Genomic DNA, 15,840 nt, shown 5'->3' with positions numbered 1-15,840 from the left:
AATGACTTACCTTTTCAGTAACCGTCGCGTAGGCGGTGTCAACAACCCGCATACGAAGCGATAGTCCAGCGGCATTTCCGACTCTTCCCCCCAGCTTTCGATTGCCAACTCACCACGTTGAGACTCCCTAAGAATTGTGCATGTTGAAATCTCCACCGGTCGTGGCTGTAGGAGTAGCACCATGATTTCGTCACCTTCGCCCTCCAACACTGGCAGGATACTTAGATCCGCCAAATCGAACCCGATCCAATTCGCCGCACCAAACCTCGCTCTGTACGCCTGCGCAATCCCAGAAACCAGTTTGCAAAAATGGTCGATGACAACCTTCCACGCCCGATCAGACTCGACCTCTCCCGTTCCCAAACCGGGTGGCCTTTGCAGGTCTGCCTCAATCCGCTCCCTCAGCCAGCCAGGATCGACCGAACCTTCACAACCGAGCTCAAACCAGTGGCGCGAGAGCAATTCGGAGGCGCAGCGATAGAGCATGAGTCGCAAGACATTGAAAACAGATCGCCGTTCACGAGCTAGAAAGTGAAGAGCCGCCTTGGGTGTCTCTGCGCGGTTCAACGCAGGTGGACGGCGAAAACCATGAATGTCCCGCAACAACACACCGAAAGCATCGTTCCGAACTTTGGATTGCGGCAGCCAGTGCACCAAAACCGCACCTTCGCCACTCAAGCCATAGCCTGGATGATTTAGGTTGAGGAAGTACGAGCTGTTGACCTTCTTGGTACGAAAAACCGAACTGGTCACTCCGGGTACGTAGCTGCGAATCAAGCCCACTCCCCTAAGACGCTGGAGCCGATGACTCAAACTCTCGGCGTCGAGTCCTGTCAGTCGTCTCAGGTCCAAGTTGCTGAGCCCTGTCACAACACCAAATTGATCGGCATTTGCGAGCAATGCCCCCAGCAGCAATCGATTACAGATACTCAACCTGCTACGAGCCCCCGGAGGCGCAGGTTTTCCAAGCTTGGTAACTGTCGACCTCTCCCTTTGGGGCTTCGGCTGCGCCCCCAATATCTCTGCCGGGATATCAGCTCCAGAGAAAAGCCGCTTCAGATGTTCCGGGTGAGAGGCATGTGAACATTGTTGGCCCTCAAGAGTGGTCAGCGACTGAGGAGCAATTTGATAACTGATCTTTGGCCGACCTTTTCCGGCAAGGGCCGACTCCAAACGTTCCACCACACCAACCGCCACGAGCTCCCCCAAGGCAGCAGTGACTATTCCTTCCACCATGTGGAGCTGTTTCGAAAGCAGCTTGCCTCGGAAGCACTCGCCAGCACTACCAGCATAAGAGCCGCCCCTTGCAATGGCTTCCAATATGAATCGCGCCTCAGGTCCGCAATCAGTCAGCTTCTGTAGGAGGGGCTGAATACGCAGGGTCATTTTTTGATAATCCTGATTTAAATTACAGATTATACACCCTGAATAAATTTGATTAGAGTTACTGCATAACGCTACGAGTAACACTTTTACAAACGATGGCGACAGGAGAGATTTAGCTCTAGAATTAATCAACGAAAATTAGCGGAAGGAAGGGTGATGACCGGGAATGCAGGTAGACCCCGATGGTTGCGAAAGGAGGGAGGTGAGTGGGAGTGGGCCTATCGCTACATGCAGCAAACCTCCGACGAAGGAATACAAACCAGTCTCAAATACGCAACTCGGGGAAAGGAACCTAGCTATGGAATGGTTGCTGACGCGATTGCGTACCTGCAGGGCAGCCGTGACGGCCTAGAGTTCGTGACGCGCCTAAGGAACGCCCTTCGGCAGCATCGACATCGATCATTGAACGCGGGTAAGAAAAGGAAGCCCTACGCGTTCACACTCCCGACTGATACCAAAAAGGCCCTCAGCATCAGCGCAAAAAAACTGAAGATGACGGAGACTGCCTTAGTCGCCGATCTCCTCAATGGCGCGGGGAAATTGCTTGAGGAACACCATGAGCAAGAGCAGTTGCTTCGCGACGCCTTGGACTTTGAACGCAAACGAGTGAAGCAGCTTGATGATCGCTGGAAGGCTCAGCACCGCGAAGCAGTGAGACAGATCGAACGACTGGCCACGCTTCTGTCAATGTGGGAGCTCACCTTGGAGCTGGCTGATCCAGGCTTCAAAGGAGACCAGGCGACACTGCAATCTGAGGCGAAGAAAAAGACTAGAGAAATCGAGAAAGCCATCAGCGATGCTCTTAAAATGCACACACTGATTGAAGCAAGGCTGATCTAGCCGACCCCTTCACGCAGCCAAAAGGTGCCAGGCAAATCTCATTGGCATTCCAAATGGCATTCCAACTAAAAAATAAAACCGATCTTTTTATTAATAAACAACAAGTTACATTTCCAGTTCAGATTACCCCGGCCCACCAATTGAACGAAAAAAGACGTCCTTGGACGTCTTTTTTTGTGTCTGGAATCCAGTGAAAAATAAGTCCGTGCCCTTTTCCAGCCCCCTTTTCCAATGTGGGTGGCTAGGCAAATGGAGCATACCGACTGGCTGATGATCGGCCGAGTGTCCAGACGCAGGATGCCCGCGGCAGATAAAGCGCCGGTGACCGCGCCGAATTAATATGGGGTCACGGTATTGACAAAAAGGGCCTAGAAGCACTTTAATTCACTCGGATCGCGTTGTCCCCGAAAAGGCAGCGCTGTAATTGGCAATTACTAAAACATAGGTGCATCTATGCGCTCTCGCTATCGCGACGACCTTCCGAAATATTCTGATTTCTTCCAAACTGTATACGATGAGCAGTACAACGTCGGTGCACTGGAAGCGCACTATTCCATTCTCTCCCTCCCTCTATTTATTGCGCCTGAAGCGCCCATTAAACTGCAGCGTATTGCCGTTGTTTGGGACCGCGATCATGATGATCGAATTATTGCTCTTCTCGAAGCAGCATTCTTCGCTGACTTGATCGCACCATGCGTTCTATATGCTTTGGAGCACAAGGGTTTTGTGGCGGTCATCGTCAATGGAGACTACGACGAAGCCGAGAGAGACCGAAAAACCAGGATCTGGCAAAAAATTTGCGACAATGTAATTACCGATGACAAGTTTAGCGTGAAGGTCATGCTCGAAGAAGAGTACCTCCTCGACCTGAAGAAAAATCTGCAAGACTCATTCCGTAACTACTTTCAGTATATTGACGATGCTTGGGCGCTGGGGCCAAACGAATATCGGCACCGTAGAGAGGCCAGCAGTCCCTCAAGTGTGCTCGCAAATGGTGTACGCCCAGGTCGGCGGTCAAGTTTCTGAGTGAAGGCTTTATACCAACCTTGACGCTGGATGGCATGTAGATAGCAGTATGTAGAGGTTCAGATCGCCCCTGCCAATTGAACGAAAAAAGACGTCTCTGGACGTCTTTTTTTGTGTCTGGAATCCAGTGGATACATGGGCTTCAGTGCTTACGGGGGCTTTGGAAAGTCTCGGAGTTCCACCCGCGTTGGTATCTCGGACTGCCAAATGCTGTTTTTCAGGATACTAAAACCGTGCTGAGGTACCCCATACCTACTAAAGCAACCCGCCTCTCCGATCTCTAGCTCAAGGCCATCAAAGCAACTGGTAAAAATTTCGGAAATGGCTTGTAGCTTCGAGTACGCGCGAGCGGCTCGATGATGTGGAGTTTCAATTACCGCGAGCCCCAGACCAGAAACCGTAAAAATATGGCGCTTTACCTCTCGCGAGCCAACGCCTGGAAGAAAGCTGCGCAGAGGCGCGTAAACTTCTCGCTTTGGACACTGATCCCAAAACCCAGCGTGATGAGGTAAGGCAAGCCAAGCTTGCTTAGACTGAACGCACTTTCGAGAAGGTGACCGCCGCCTGGTTCGAATTGAAGAAGGATTCCGTCACACCTGCTTATCCCGAAGGCATGTGGCGCTCGCTCAAACTGGACGTTTCCCAGTTTTGAAGACACCCCCCCTCGCGAAAATCACCGTGCCGATGGTGATCGGGTCGCTTCGTCCAACGAAGCGAAAGGCAGCCTGGAGACGGTCAAACGTTTTAGCCAGCGGCTAAACGAGATCATGACCTAAGGCGTCGGGTGACGCGTTAGGCGGTTAACAGAACTTCCTGAACCTCCGATATATCGAGCGACGGCAGGCTGCCGACATTGATGCTGTACCTAACGCCTGTCACACCGAGTGGCGGCACGTAGTCATCGGGGAGTCTGGGGAAGCTACCTGCAACTTCGAAGACATGGACATCGCGGAATGTGAACCGGAGGAGTGCGCCTGCCTGTCGTAGGCCCTCGTGCCAACCGAGTTGTCCTAGGCGTGAATCGAAAACATCTAGCGCACGCCCATCGGATACCAGTTTCTCTCGAATTTCATCGACGCGGTCTGCCAGTGTTTCGTCGCCGCCAAGACTGCGCTCCAACATGACGCTGACAAACAGGAGGCGCTTGTCGGCGGGCGCCTTCAACTGATCGAAACGAGATATTTCGTGCTTCGGTTCCGATCGAGTAGTGGTTTTCACTTCGACGTGGACGCCCTGTCCGACGAAATCATGACGTTCGCTTTCAGGACCACTCCAAAGGTGGCTGACGCGAGGACCGATGGACGGGAGCAGCACGTTGGACAGCACCCAGAGTTCGCCGAAAAGACCGATCTGCTCAGCCGCGCTAAGGTCCGGTGCGAGCGGGCGCAATGCCGCACGCATGTCGTCGATGATGCGTTCAACCGAGACAGCAGGATCGCGGCCTTCAATGCGGATAGCGTGGAGGACCTTGTTGGCTACCAGCGTAAGCAGTTCTTCGTGATGGCTGCGTGCGGAAACGTCCAGCCAAGTGTGTCCGCCCTCCAGGATGCGGACTTGAAGACTCTGCAGGTCCGGCGGCAGGTTTTGTGGGGCGACATCGATGGCCAGCAGCAGGTGCAGGCGTCCGTCGTCTGACACTCCGATCAGCGCTGCTTCCAGGTCTTCGGCTGCCTGTTCGTAGATGTCCTCATACGGAAGCCGCTGCTCGCGCAGACTTGCCCAGCGGTCCTGCGTGATCTCAACCATTGCGTACCCCACGGTTCACGACAAGCCGTTGTTCGCCGTCCGCAGTGCGAGGCAGAGAAAGTGCGAGGCCCAGCACTGCCTGTGTTGGCGCGCGGAGCGGCTCGGGATCCAGGGGGTAGAGCAGGAGCAAGCCCTGCTGCGCGGGTCGCTCCTCGCGCATTGCCCGTGCATTGAAGCCTGAGCCAGCGCGGTAGTTCCCCGGCCCGCCATGCAGGTCGACACCTTCATGGCGTGGATCGATCAAGATGCCGATCGACTCGTTGGCCTGCAAAGAACGTCGAACAAGGCCGAAAGGCCTTCCGCCCAGAAGTACCTGTCGTTCCCGCTCCGGGTTGGCTACGAACACGGTCCAGTTCGTCAGCTCCCCCGCTTCAGTTCGCTCCAGGATCCAGTCGGCAATCTCTGCGCCCAGAAATGCAATGCTGTTCGGGTGTCCCTCATAACGCCTAAGGAACAGTGCGATGTCCTCGGCCGGCACATCGTGTGCTATGGCACCGCCGTGTGCATCTTGTGTCGGGGGGTGCTGTCGCAGTAGGGCGGACGCCAAGTCCAAGTTCCGTTCCAGCAGTTCCCGGTCCTGCATGGGAAACAGAATCGTCTGCGGGTTTTCGCCAGACCATGACCGCGCATCATCCGCCTGCATCCTGCTCTTGTTCTTGCTGGTAAGGAGGAGCTTTGAATGGGCGCGCATCCGGATGGCCATCTGGTCAGGCCTGCGGCCGGCCTTGTTCAGTGCCGTGATGGAGTTACGCAGGGATTCTTCGACCAGCGCCAGCTCCACAAACCACTGAGCGATGCCTTCGGTTGTCCAGATGCGGATCAGGTCTTCATAGCCTGTCCTGAACCCATACCAGCGGGCCATCTGAAGCAGAGCGTCTGCCAGTGTTGTAGTGCGCAGGAAGTATGCGATCGTGAGCCCCTCAAGCGTCAATCCGCGCGACAGCCGATTGCCGCCCACTGCAACGAGCTGCCGTCCAGGCTTCGCGTCGTATTCCAGTTCGTCGCCCGTCGTACTGTTGAGCACAACGACGACCAGACGAGCCAAGTTCGTCACGGCCTCTTCCATTAGAGTTTCTTCGCTGCAAGGCAAATATACCGGTCCCAACCCTGCGAGCGTTGACCGGAACATCTGTTTGAGCACGCCGGGTTCGGCGCTCTCATGATGGAACCAGTTGCGGATCTGTTCCTGGATCGCCTCTCCAATGCGCATCTGGTCCTCCTGGAGCCGGGATACGTGCACGAGCATCGTGTTCGGCTTACCCACCTGGCCGCGCTGCAGTCTGATAGCGCCAACAAGTGCAAAGGTCAGCAGGGCATCGGCGAGCGACTGGGGAAGATCCAGCGGTCCCCGGACAACAATCGCCTCGCTCCTTTTGCGCGGCTTCGGCTTCAGAGCCTTCACATCCGCCGAGCCTACAGGGCGCAGTACATCGCGGCCCTGCGAACTGACACCGAAAAGCTCTTCCGTTCCCGTGTAGCCGTCCGGTCGCGGAAGCTGCACGACGAAGTCCTTGGGGAATAGGTCTTCGCCGACCTGGCTGTCGCTGGCGTCTGGGTCGATAAGGATGTTGGCGAATGGCGTAGCCGTGTAGGCGATGTATGTGGCCCGCGGAATCTTTTTGAGAATGTCGCGAATCAGGGCGTTGGTCAGTGACGGGGCCGTGTCGTCATCCGATTCGGTGTCGGTGTCGATACTGGGGTCGCGCCGATTTCCGCGTGTATTGATTGAGGCCTGATCGGCTTCGTCATCGATGAGAAGAACAGGTACATCAGCAAGCCGGCCTTCGAGTTTGCCGAACCACTGGTTGAGCCGTTTCAGGATCGGCGTGATCTTCTTCGCGACGATCAGAACGGTACCGGTCGACGCGAATCCGTCGGCCACCTCCGGCTCACGAAAGTCTGAAGTTTCATCGGTCAGCGTGATCCAGTCGACGCCGGTCCCAGCCAGCTCCAGATCCAGGCGCTTCTGCGTCTGGTTCCGAAGTGAGTCGTGAATGCCTGAAAGAACGATGATCAGACGGTAGCCGACATCGGCCGCGCGCGCTGCCACAGCCGTGAAGTTGGCGGTCTTGCCGGACTGAACGTATCCGACGACCAGACCGCGACATTGGAATTCAGGACGACCTACCGGTGTGGTCTTCGAGATGATCCGCAGTGACTCTTCCGCGACCGAAGCAATCTGGTGTGGCTTCCATTTGGGCTGGGCTCGCAGATAGGCTTCATGCCGGGACCAGTTGGTCCAGGCGGTTGCGTCAGTCCACAGGGCCAGCCTGGGCTTCAGTGTAAGGTGAAGCGGAAGCCGGACCTGCATCAGGCCTTGTCCGACAGCTGGTCCGGGACACCGGCCGTTTCCAGTGCGCGAAGGAATTCAGACAAAGCCGTCTTGGCCTCGGCATCTTTGTCGATGAGCTGCACGAGCGTCACCAGCGTCGGCATCAGCGGCGTGACCTCGACTTCCTCCCCCTTGAATCCGGTCTTGCGCTGCCATGGCTTGTCGCCGCTGCTGACAAGGCGTATTGAAGTTTTGTCCTTCTTTGCAGCCGGGGCCGGAGCAGGCGCCGCCACGGGGATGCCTCCCTCTGCTGTAGTTGCAGGCAGCAAGCCGCCTGGCGCTGGCGTGCCAGCCGGCGACACAGTCTTGCCGCCTCCTCTCGGAGTCGGCGCAGGTTTTTCCTTCTTGTTGTACCGGAGGCGGGCTGCTGCGCGAGGGGCCTTGATCAGGTCTCCGAGGGGCTTGGTGATCGCAAAGGGCAGGCGAATGAGCTGCTTGCTGATATCTACCTGCAGTTGCTCATCTGCCAGCCTATCGAAGTCGACTGCGACACGAATCAGCTTGGTGTGCTCATCCTTGGCGAAGAGATCTTCCCAGCCGCCCCATTTGATAAGGCGGTCAAGACGATAGAAGTAAAGGCCCTGAGCATCGTTTGCGCGGCCATTCAGGGTGTGGCGGTCGCGTTCGACGCGTTGCTCCAGCGGCGGCAGATCCTTGATGTACTCGTCGAACTCTTCCTCGTTTGGCGTGACGTACGCACGAACATAGAGGACAGGCATCTTGTCCGGGGAGGCGCAGGGAAGCTCGATGCGATGCTGGTCGTACTCTTTCGTCAACGGGTGCCCCATGGGGTTATTGGCACACAGAACCTCATCGTTCAGCCGTATGACAACCTTCTCGCGCCCCCGCGCCTTGCCTTCAAGGTAACGGTGGAAGACCAGTTCGAGGTGCGACTTGATGGCAGCGAGTTCCTGCGCGTAGGGAGAATCTGCCCTGCCTCTTGCAGGCTCCATCGAGGGGCGCATCTGTGTGAGCAGCACGGCCGTGCCCGAGTCGCCGAGATTCACTGCCGAGGTATGCTCGGGTGCTACCGGATCGCTCAGAAGCGCCCAACGGCGCGTCTTGGCGAGATGGTCCTTGTCCCAGGTGAGTGTCGTGCTCTCGTTTCCGGCAACTTTCGATACTACCGTCAGTCGATCGGCCTGGGACCAGGCCGCCCCCTTCAGCCCATAGCCAAACTTGCCCAGATCGCCGTCGTCATATTTACGCTGGTGCCCGATCTTCATGGCGTCGCGCAGACCCGATGGAGTCATGCCCGTGCCGTCATCGCGAATGCACATCCACCGACCGCCCGCGTTGGGGCTCGGAAAAGTGATGTCGATCTCCCGAGCGCCATGCGACAGGCTGTTGTCCACCAGATCGGCGACGGCGCTGGGCAGGCTGTGCCCAGCACGTGCCAGGATATTGAAGAGACCGAGCGGGTCCGGTGCAGCGTCATCATCGTTGCCGTTGTTGTCGTTTTCTTTTGGTGACGTCACGGACACTGTTTCTGCCTCCTTGAATAGCTGCGGGAAATGCTCCGAGAGTACTGCCTGGCAGTGCTGGCCTTCATCACCATACAACGCGATCATTGCGGATTTGCCGAGACGAGTGCTCTCTCCATGGCCGAGGATCGAAGAGCAGGCTGGGTGGTCCGCAGGGATGACAACCCAGGATGCATTGGCCGGGGTGGTCGAGGCGTCAACCACCATTGCGAACAGAACGCCTGGGTCGACGAAACTGTAGAAAGAGCTTTTCGGGCAATCGCCTTCGAATCTCCAATTTTTGTGCTGCCGCTTGAGCCATGAAGCAATCTCAACCACGGTAACTTCGTCTTCGAGACGCCGGCAGGTGATTGCGATGGTGTCAGGGTTCTCTGCTGAAGGAAAAACCCTGTTGACGACGTCCAAGTCGAAGTTGATGGAACGCTGCTTGGCGCGTTCCTTCCCCTGACGACGGTACTCATGAAACATGCCGAGTTCGGAATGAGTCAGCAGTCGGAGAATGGTGAACTTCACTTACTGCCCTCAGTAGTCTTGATTTGTGATTGCTCCAAATCGAACAGTGCTACACGCATGTCCATTGTCTCCGGTGCCCCCAAGCACTCCCGCATTCCACGAGCGATCGCATATGCAAAGAGCGGTGGCACGGCATTGCCGATCTGCTTGAATGCTGGATTCATCGATCCCTTGAAAACGAAACCGTCAGGAAATGACTGGAGCCGCGCAGCCTCACGGACGGTGATGGTGCGTGCCTGTTTCGAGTCGAAGTGGATGTGGGAATATGAGTCCTTGCCAAGATGAGCCATCAGCGTACGTACCGGGGCGTCGGGGCGGAGCTTCCACCACTTGTTCGGAAACTTTCCCGGGTCATACGGGATGCGCCAGGACGTAATGTATGTGCTGACGTCTGCGTTTCTCGGGTCGGTGGGCAACCCGAGTATCCTTCGGTCGGCAAGCCAGTTCGCAATTTTCTGTTCTACATAGGCATGCACCTGCGGGTACTCCCAGCCAGGCTGAATCTCGGCGAAGATCTTGTAGTCGCGCGGCAGATAGCGAAAAACATGGCCAGTCGTAGACTTGGTCGCAAATCCGTGCCACTCCCGCATCAGCCGCGAATAGGCATTCGACGGCTTTTTTGCTGTGTACTCTACAGGTTCTGACGGGTCTTTCGCCCCGCGACGAATGGCACCCGAGCGAAGCATTTCTTCAGCGAACAGGTGCGGCAGATCTGCCAGCGCATCAGAGGCCGATGTGGCCGCGGGAGAGTCGGGAGCTGGATCGGGAATCCAGCGGTGGTGCGCTGAGCCTTCGGCTTTGATAACTCGCCTCGCAGCATTCTTGGAACTGGTATAGCCGGATGGCAGAACCAAGTGGTGCGTTGGCACCGGAAATTTTGGCTTGATGCCGGTAGAACGATGGAAGCCTACCAAAATCATGCGTTCCCGCATCTGCGGAACGCCGTACCAGACGGAGTTCAGCAGTGTGTAGGCTACGTCGTAGCCTTCTTCGGCAAGGCTTTTGGAAACGAGCTCGGCAACATTGGTGCCGCCATGGTTGAGGATGTCTGGCACGTTCTCCATCAGAAGCGCAACAGGCTTTGTCGCTCGGATGAACGCAACGTAGCGTTCCCACAGGCTGACCCGCCCATCCACCAAGAAAGCTTCGTCTGCGGTCACCTCTTCGCGCAGGCGGGCCTGTTCGCGGAGCTTAGCCCGGCCTACACGGGCGAACGCCTGACAGGGTGGCCCGCCGACGAGAACATCAATCTGGCGGTCCGTTGCACCCAGCAGCCCGAGATCGCCGAAGACAGTGTCAGCGGTTTCGGTTACCGCGTCGCGCGGGGCGTGGTGCGCTTCCTTATCGCCCCCCACCGAGTGCGAGCCAAAGTTAGCTCCGTGCGACTTCGCAGCCCACGGGTCCATTTCGATCGATGCGACCGGTGTAAACCCGGCGGTCAGGAAGCCAAGGGATATGCCGCCACAGCCTGCGAACATGTCCATGTAGCGGATTTCGCCATTTTCCTGAATACGCTGCAGTTTGCTGCGTATCAGCTCGTCGTCTGGGGTAGAGGCGCGGGAATTCTTGCCAGTCGAGGGGGACAGGTCTGCAGCCGGGGCAATGGGCTTTTCGTAGGTATTGCTGGGCTGCGATTTGCGCAGCTCGGTCTGGATGGACATCCGGTATCTCTCATAGGGAACATGCGCCGAGACCAGCTGCACGGAGCGGAGAAGGTCGGCGGCTCAGGCATGCTCATACCACGCGCATCCCGGTTTGACGAATTGTCAACCGGACGCTAAATGCTACATGGTGTCAGAGTGTAATGAAAATGCCGCGAGATGTCGCCTGCGCAGGTCGCGTGAACCTTCACAATTAGCCAGCCTCATCGGCGAAAGAATCCCCTTAGCATCAAGGTTTACGGGCAACGGGGTATATCTCGACCTAAACGACGATATCTAATCGCTCACCTTTGCCTGATGAGGCAAAGCCTTCCCCAGCCCTCCGGGACCTGCGAAGAAGCCACAACTTGAATTGGCTCACGAAGCGGAATAGTTTTTCCCAAGGAGGTATCCTGCGCCAGAGGCAAGCTCATCTGGGGGGTGTTCATGGACATAGTCAGCAGAGAAGTCAGGTCTCGAATGATGGCGGGCATCCGCGGCAGCGATACATTGCCAGAGATGAAGGTCAGGAAACTGCTTCACCGGCAAGGCTTCAGGTATCGCTTGCATCAGCGAAATCTTCCAGGCAAACCCGATGTCGTACTCCCTCGTCATCGTGTCTGCATCTTCGTTCATGGTTGCTTCTGGCACAGGCATCCGGGCTGTAGATACGCCGCGACCCCAAAGACCCGCGAGTATTTCTGGCAGACGAAATTCGATCAGAACGTGAAGCGTGACATCAGGAACCGAGACGAACTGCTCAGGTTAGGCTGGCGAGTGATCGAGCTCTGGGAGTGCGGAATACGCGGACCGGAAGCGGGCATGAACTGGCTTCTGGAAACGATCCCGGATCGCACCCAAAAATACGTCTCATGGCCCAACTTCTCCGACCTGCTCGTCCCCAGCGATTAGTTAACCGTAACCTGAGCCTATAGGCTTTCCGCACTCCATTTCCATGCAGTCCGAAAGACTATTCAAAGCAGTCTGAGGCGGGTGGCGCGAAACAATTAACAGCAACTCTTCCCCAGCCATGGCTGACGTTTTCACTGCCATTCGCTTGATAGGTTCAATCCCGACGGATTAAGAGGCAGCTCAAATTGCACCGTCCATCGGAATCCAATACACGCAGCGTTCCAACTGTATTCCAAGCTAGATTACCCAATAATTATTAACCAGCAATAACAGGTAGACACCCACTTGTTTCAGTTTCCCCCGACCCGCCAATTAAACAAAAAAAGTCGTCCAACAATGTCTTTTTTTGCCTAGAGTTCCATCCACCACACTGCTAATGTCACCTTATGACTACCCATTACCTCACCTCGACAACCACCACCACGACCGCATCAAGCGGAGCGTGCGAGGTGTCGTGAAGCAACAACAAACGAACTTCAAAGGCCCGCCAGCGATGGACAGGGCCTTTTTTTATGCCTTGTGTCGCTGGTTCACACGCAAGGAGATGCACCTATGTACGCCCTGTTGATACTGGATATCCAAGTCGGACTCATCCACGGCCCAGAAAAACCATGGCGCTGCGACGAGCTGTTGGAAACGCTCAATACCCTGATGGACAAGGCCCGTAGCGCAGGTGCGCCGATTTTTCTCGCTCGCCACATCGGCCCCGCTGGCTCGCCAATCGAGCCGGGCAGCCCGCTTACGCTGGTTGCACCGGAACTGAAGTTGCTGGGTGGGGAAGTGGTGTTCGAAAAGCGTCGGCCTAACGCTTTTGCAATGACTGACCTGGCTGACCATCTGCGCTCCAGCGGCGCCACCGGCGTCGTAGTCACTGGGATGAAAACGCAATACTGCGTCGACAGCACCTGCCGTGCCGCACGTGATCTTGGCTTTGATGCGGTGCTTATCGCCGACGGTCATACCTGTTCTGATACGCCCTTGATGAAAGCCGAGGCCATCGTGGCTCATCACAATGCCACGCTCAACGGGCCGTTCTGCCAGTTGGTTCGGGCTGAGGACTGGAGTTTTTAACAGAGCCTGACGGCGGGGAGGTCAACAGGCCCGGGCTTCGGAATTTTCCTGCAAGATGTCGCGCTGTTGGTGAACTGGTCAACTCCGCCTGTCGCAGATAACCTTCAACTGTCGCAGCAATGGCAGCGCCCAGCTCTAAGATGGCTTCCATCTTGTCCTTGACGCTCAGGCGGCGACTGAACAAAACTATCTACCAGCTCAGTACAGCGCGCAGGCAATTGTTAGAACCTGCCCAGCAGTCCTGAGCTTTTTTTTGCCCGGAGAAAAGTGAGTGAAGCGAACAGCCGTTCTCATCGATGGTGGTTTTTTCTTTCAGCGCGTGCTGTTCTTCGGGCGAAAGTATTTCCGGGACAGCCTGCTGCCGAACGCGGAACATTTGGCGCAGATCATCAGGAAGCTGGTCAGGCTTCACATTGAGGACGAGCGATCCGCCCGCCGGGAACTCTACCGAGTCTATTACTACGACTGTCCGCCGCCCTCCAATCAGGTACGCCTCCCACTCATACCACCAGGCCACAAAACGCCAGGACATTTGAATTTCAATACCCATCCGCCCTACCAGTTACGACGTGCCCTTCATGACAATCTCAGGTGCAGCAGGAAAACAGCGCTCAGGCTCGGCGAGCTAGCCAAAAGTGGAGAATGGCGGCTCAACTCCCACTCACTCAAAGCTTTGCTCAATGGCCAAAAGGCTTGGAGCGAGCTCACCAATGCAGACTTTCACTACAATGTGGAGCAAAAAAGCGTAGATACCAAACTGGGCATGGATATCACGACCCTGGCCATGGACCGACTGGTTGACGTCATTGTTTTGGTGGCCGGCGACGCTGATTTCGTACCTGCGGCAAAGCTGGCAAGGATGAAAGGGATCGATTTCGTTCTGGATCCCATGTGGGCCAATACGACCAGCAGTCTTAGCGAACACGTAGATGGCCTTCGATCCTTCGACATTGTGAAGATGATCAGGGATATCACCGGCGCCGATGTCATTAAGAGTCCGGAGTGGTGGGCTCTACGACCAGATATGCGACACCAACGCGATGAGGCCACTGAAATCGCAATTGCGGGTAACTTGGAGGCTGATCCAGGGGTGCATGTTAAAAAGCCATGTCTGGAAACCAAGGACTGAGCTCAAACTCAGTGGTTTCCACTGTGTGGCGAGTCTAGAAGCGGTGCGGGGCCGAGCTTCGGAATTTTCCCGCAAGTTGCCGCGCTGTTGGTGAACTGGCGCAACCCCCTTCACAACGCTAACTTCTTTGCGTCGCTGATGATCAGCGTCCGGCTTTGACAGGCCGAAAAGTGTAACCTTTCACACCCCGTGATAAGGCGGCATGCTTACGCATTCCGCTCCGTTCATGGCGGCTGTGCGTGGGGCATCTTCGGGTGCGCCGGGTTCCTACACTTCCGGTCTGTCAACCCGCGTACAGCTGCCACCCAATCCTGTTTGACAGCAGGGGGAGGCAGCTCCTTAAACAGTGTAGGAGCTTCATCGTGAAAAAGATCACCCCCAATCCCCCAACCACCCTCTTCACCCTCGCCGAAAACATCCACCCCGAAACCCTGCTAATCCAAGCCAGCGAAACCCTCGCCTCCCTCAACGCCATGACCACCGACCTAGCCTTCGAACTTGAAGGCGCGCACCGCCACAAGTTGCTCGCCGCCCAACAATTGATCGTTCTGGGTGAGCTACTGGTAGAACGAGTCTTGAACACCCAACCATTCACCAGCCAGACGCCACAGCCCTAAAACACGCAAACGGGCGAGACGCCTCACCGCATCTCGCCCGCTGGCATCCCCTCACACTTCCCATTACCCTGACGGCCTTTATCAGACAACCGGAAGTCAGATACCCGTGCTCAAGCCCTTTGCCATCATCGCCCTCTCCGTCATGCCCTTACTCGCAACAGCCGCCGATCTGGCCGGGGTTTGGCAAGGTACTTTGGGCAAGTCCGCTATCACCGTCTGTTTCAACGGCGCCGACGGGGAGCATGGCAGTTATTACTACCAGCGCATTCGTACCCCGATTCAGCTGACCCAGGCCAACGACAACGCCCCGTGGGTGGAGGAAGGCAACACAGGTTTCTGGACCCTGCAAAAACCTCAGGGCGATGCACTTTCTGGTGCCTGGAGCAAAACCGATGGCGGCTCGCCGCTGCCACTGGCCCTGCGCCGCATTGGCACGGACGGCTGCGGCAGCGATGCCTATAACGCGCCCATGGAAGCCGCGCCGCTGCCGATCAAGACCGAGAAGAAGACTTTCCACAACCACACCTACCAGCTCAAGATCCAAGGCCCCCGCGTCACGCTCAAGCTGGAGGGCGATGGCCCGGCGGTGCAGAAGATCAACCAGCAACTCGCCGCGTTGGCCGTCAATGACGAAGATCTAACCGACTATTTTTATGAGCGGCGTGAATACCTGGGTCGAAACGGCTCGGTCTATACCAGTGAGATCGAGGTTGAGCCTGCCTATTGGTCATCGCAATTTCTCACCGTGCGGTTCTACCGCTGGGCCGCAGGCCAAGGCGCCATGGGCATCAGTTGGGGCCTGCACTCCTGGAACTTGCAAACCGGCGAGAGTGTGGACCCATGGACCTGGCTCGGCGGCCATCAGCAATGGCATGACGCCTATTCCGGCCATTTGAAGCTGCCGGCCGCCTTCAGCACTTGGCTGGCCAAGCAAACCACCACCGACGAGGGCTGCCCCGCGATTACCGATTACTCCAATTTTCACCTGAGCTTCAACACCCAGGGCCTGCAACTCTCGACACCGGCCAATGGTGACGGTTGCGACAACGACTTGGCCTTCACCTGGGAGCAATTGGAGCCGGTGCTGACCGCACAAGGCAAAGCGGCAGTGCCCAGCTTGAAACTGCCTTGATCCGCCGGAGAA

12 protein-coding genes and 1 pseudogene are annotated in these 15,840 nt (G+C 56.5%); 8 read left to right on the top strand and 5 right to left on the bottom strand.

Annotated elements, in window-relative coordinates; translation table 11 throughout:
- Positions 1-6: 6 nt before the first annotated feature.
- Positions 7-1,386 (bottom strand): hypothetical protein, encoded by a 1,380-nt coding sequence (locus tag ACP7CZ_RS20610; RefSeq protein WP_294168084.1) that lies wholly within the window; start codon positions 1,384-1,386, stop codon positions 7-9.
- A gap of 303 nt (positions 1,387-1,689) precedes the next feature.
- Here ACP7CZ_RS20610 and ACP7CZ_RS20605 point away from each other — a divergent pair, with 303 nt between their 5' ends.
- From ACP7CZ_RS20605 to ACP7CZ_RS20595, 3 genes and pseudogenes are all read left to right on the top strand, one after another.
- Complete coding sequence (locus ACP7CZ_RS20605; RefSeq protein WP_294168083.1) at positions 1,690-2,226, top strand: hypothetical protein; 537 nt, start codon at positions 1,690-1,692, stop codon at positions 2,224-2,226.
- Between the two features lie 453 nt (positions 2,227-2,679).
- Positions 2,680-3,252: a hypothetical protein gene (locus tag ACP7CZ_RS20600; protein WP_294363109.1), complete on the top strand. Its 573-nt coding sequence runs from the start codon at positions 2,680-2,682 to the stop codon at positions 3,250-3,252.
- Between the two features lie 293 nt (positions 3,253-3,545).
- Positions 3,546-4,025 (top strand): annotated as a pseudogene (locus tag ACP7CZ_RS20595) (phage integrase central domain-containing protein); the annotation flags it as partial.
- A gap of 19 nt (positions 4,026-4,044) precedes the next feature.
- Here the strand turns inward: ACP7CZ_RS20595 and ACP7CZ_RS20590 are convergent.
- From ACP7CZ_RS20590 to ACP7CZ_RS20575, 4 genes are read right to left on the bottom strand one after another with little or no spacing between them, the layout of a single operon-like run.
- A complete protein-coding gene (locus tag ACP7CZ_RS20590; protein WP_294168074.1) occupies positions 4,045-4,998 on the bottom strand; it encodes a PD-(D/E)XK motif protein in 954 nt (317 codons plus the stop codon).
- On the bottom strand, positions 4,991-7,309 hold the full coding sequence (locus ACP7CZ_RS20585; protein WP_294168071.1) for a Z1 domain-containing protein: 2,319 nt from the start codon (positions 7,307-7,309) through the stop codon (positions 4,991-4,993). Before ACP7CZ_RS20585 ends, ACP7CZ_RS20590 begins: the two co-directional genes overlap by 8 nt.
- Entirely contained in the window at positions 7,309-9,327 is a 2,019-nt protein-coding gene (locus ACP7CZ_RS20580; RefSeq protein ID WP_294168068.1) for an ATP-binding protein, read from the bottom strand. Before ACP7CZ_RS20580 ends, ACP7CZ_RS20585 begins: the two co-directional genes overlap by 1 nt.
- On the bottom strand, positions 9,324-10,988 hold the full coding sequence (locus ACP7CZ_RS20575) for a DNA cytosine methyltransferase (protein WP_294168065.1): 1,665 nt from the start codon (positions 10,986-10,988) through the stop codon (positions 9,324-9,326). The genes ACP7CZ_RS20580 and ACP7CZ_RS20575 overlap by 4 nt, the downstream gene beginning before the upstream one ends.
- 426 nt (positions 10,989-11,414) lie before the next feature.
- Between ACP7CZ_RS20575 and ACP7CZ_RS20570 the strand changes: the two genes are divergently transcribed.
- The 5 genes from ACP7CZ_RS20570 to ACP7CZ_RS20550 all read left to right on the top strand — a co-directional run bounded on the left by ACP7CZ_RS20570 (position 11,415) and on the right by ACP7CZ_RS20550 (position 15,828).
- Entirely contained in the window at positions 11,415-11,879 is a 465-nt protein-coding gene (locus ACP7CZ_RS20570; protein WP_294168063.1) for a very short patch repair endonuclease, read from the top strand.
- A gap of 552 nt (positions 11,880-12,431) precedes the next feature.
- Entirely contained in the window at positions 12,432-12,950 is a 519-nt protein-coding gene (locus ACP7CZ_RS20565; RefSeq protein ID WP_294168059.1) for a cysteine hydrolase family protein, read from the top strand.
- Positions 12,951-13,221: 271 nt separating this feature from the next.
- Positions 13,222-14,079 (top strand): NYN domain-containing protein, encoded by an 858-nt coding sequence (locus ACP7CZ_RS20560; protein WP_294168056.1) that lies wholly within the window; start codon positions 13,222-13,224, stop codon positions 14,077-14,079.
- 362 nt (positions 14,080-14,441) lie between these two features.
- Positions 14,442-14,696, top strand: coding sequence for a DUF6124 family protein (locus ACP7CZ_RS20555; RefSeq protein WP_054896140.1), 255 nt, complete (start codon positions 14,442-14,444; stop codon positions 14,694-14,696).
- Between the two features lie 106 nt (positions 14,697-14,802).
- Positions 14,803-15,828: a hypothetical protein gene (locus tag ACP7CZ_RS20550; RefSeq protein WP_294168053.1), complete on the top strand. Its 1,026-nt coding sequence runs from the start codon at positions 14,803-14,805 to the stop codon at positions 15,826-15,828.
- The last annotated feature ends 12 nt before the right edge of the window (positions 15,829-15,840 follow it).

The organism is Pseudomonas sp. DWP2-2, assembly GCF_049897065.1.
GTDB lineage: Bacteria > Pseudomonadota > Gammaproteobacteria > Pseudomonadales > Pseudomonadaceae > Aquipseudomonas > Aquipseudomonas paracarnis.
The sequence above is the reverse complement of the archived record's forward strand: the minus strand, read 5'-3'. Positions and strand labels throughout refer to the sequence as shown.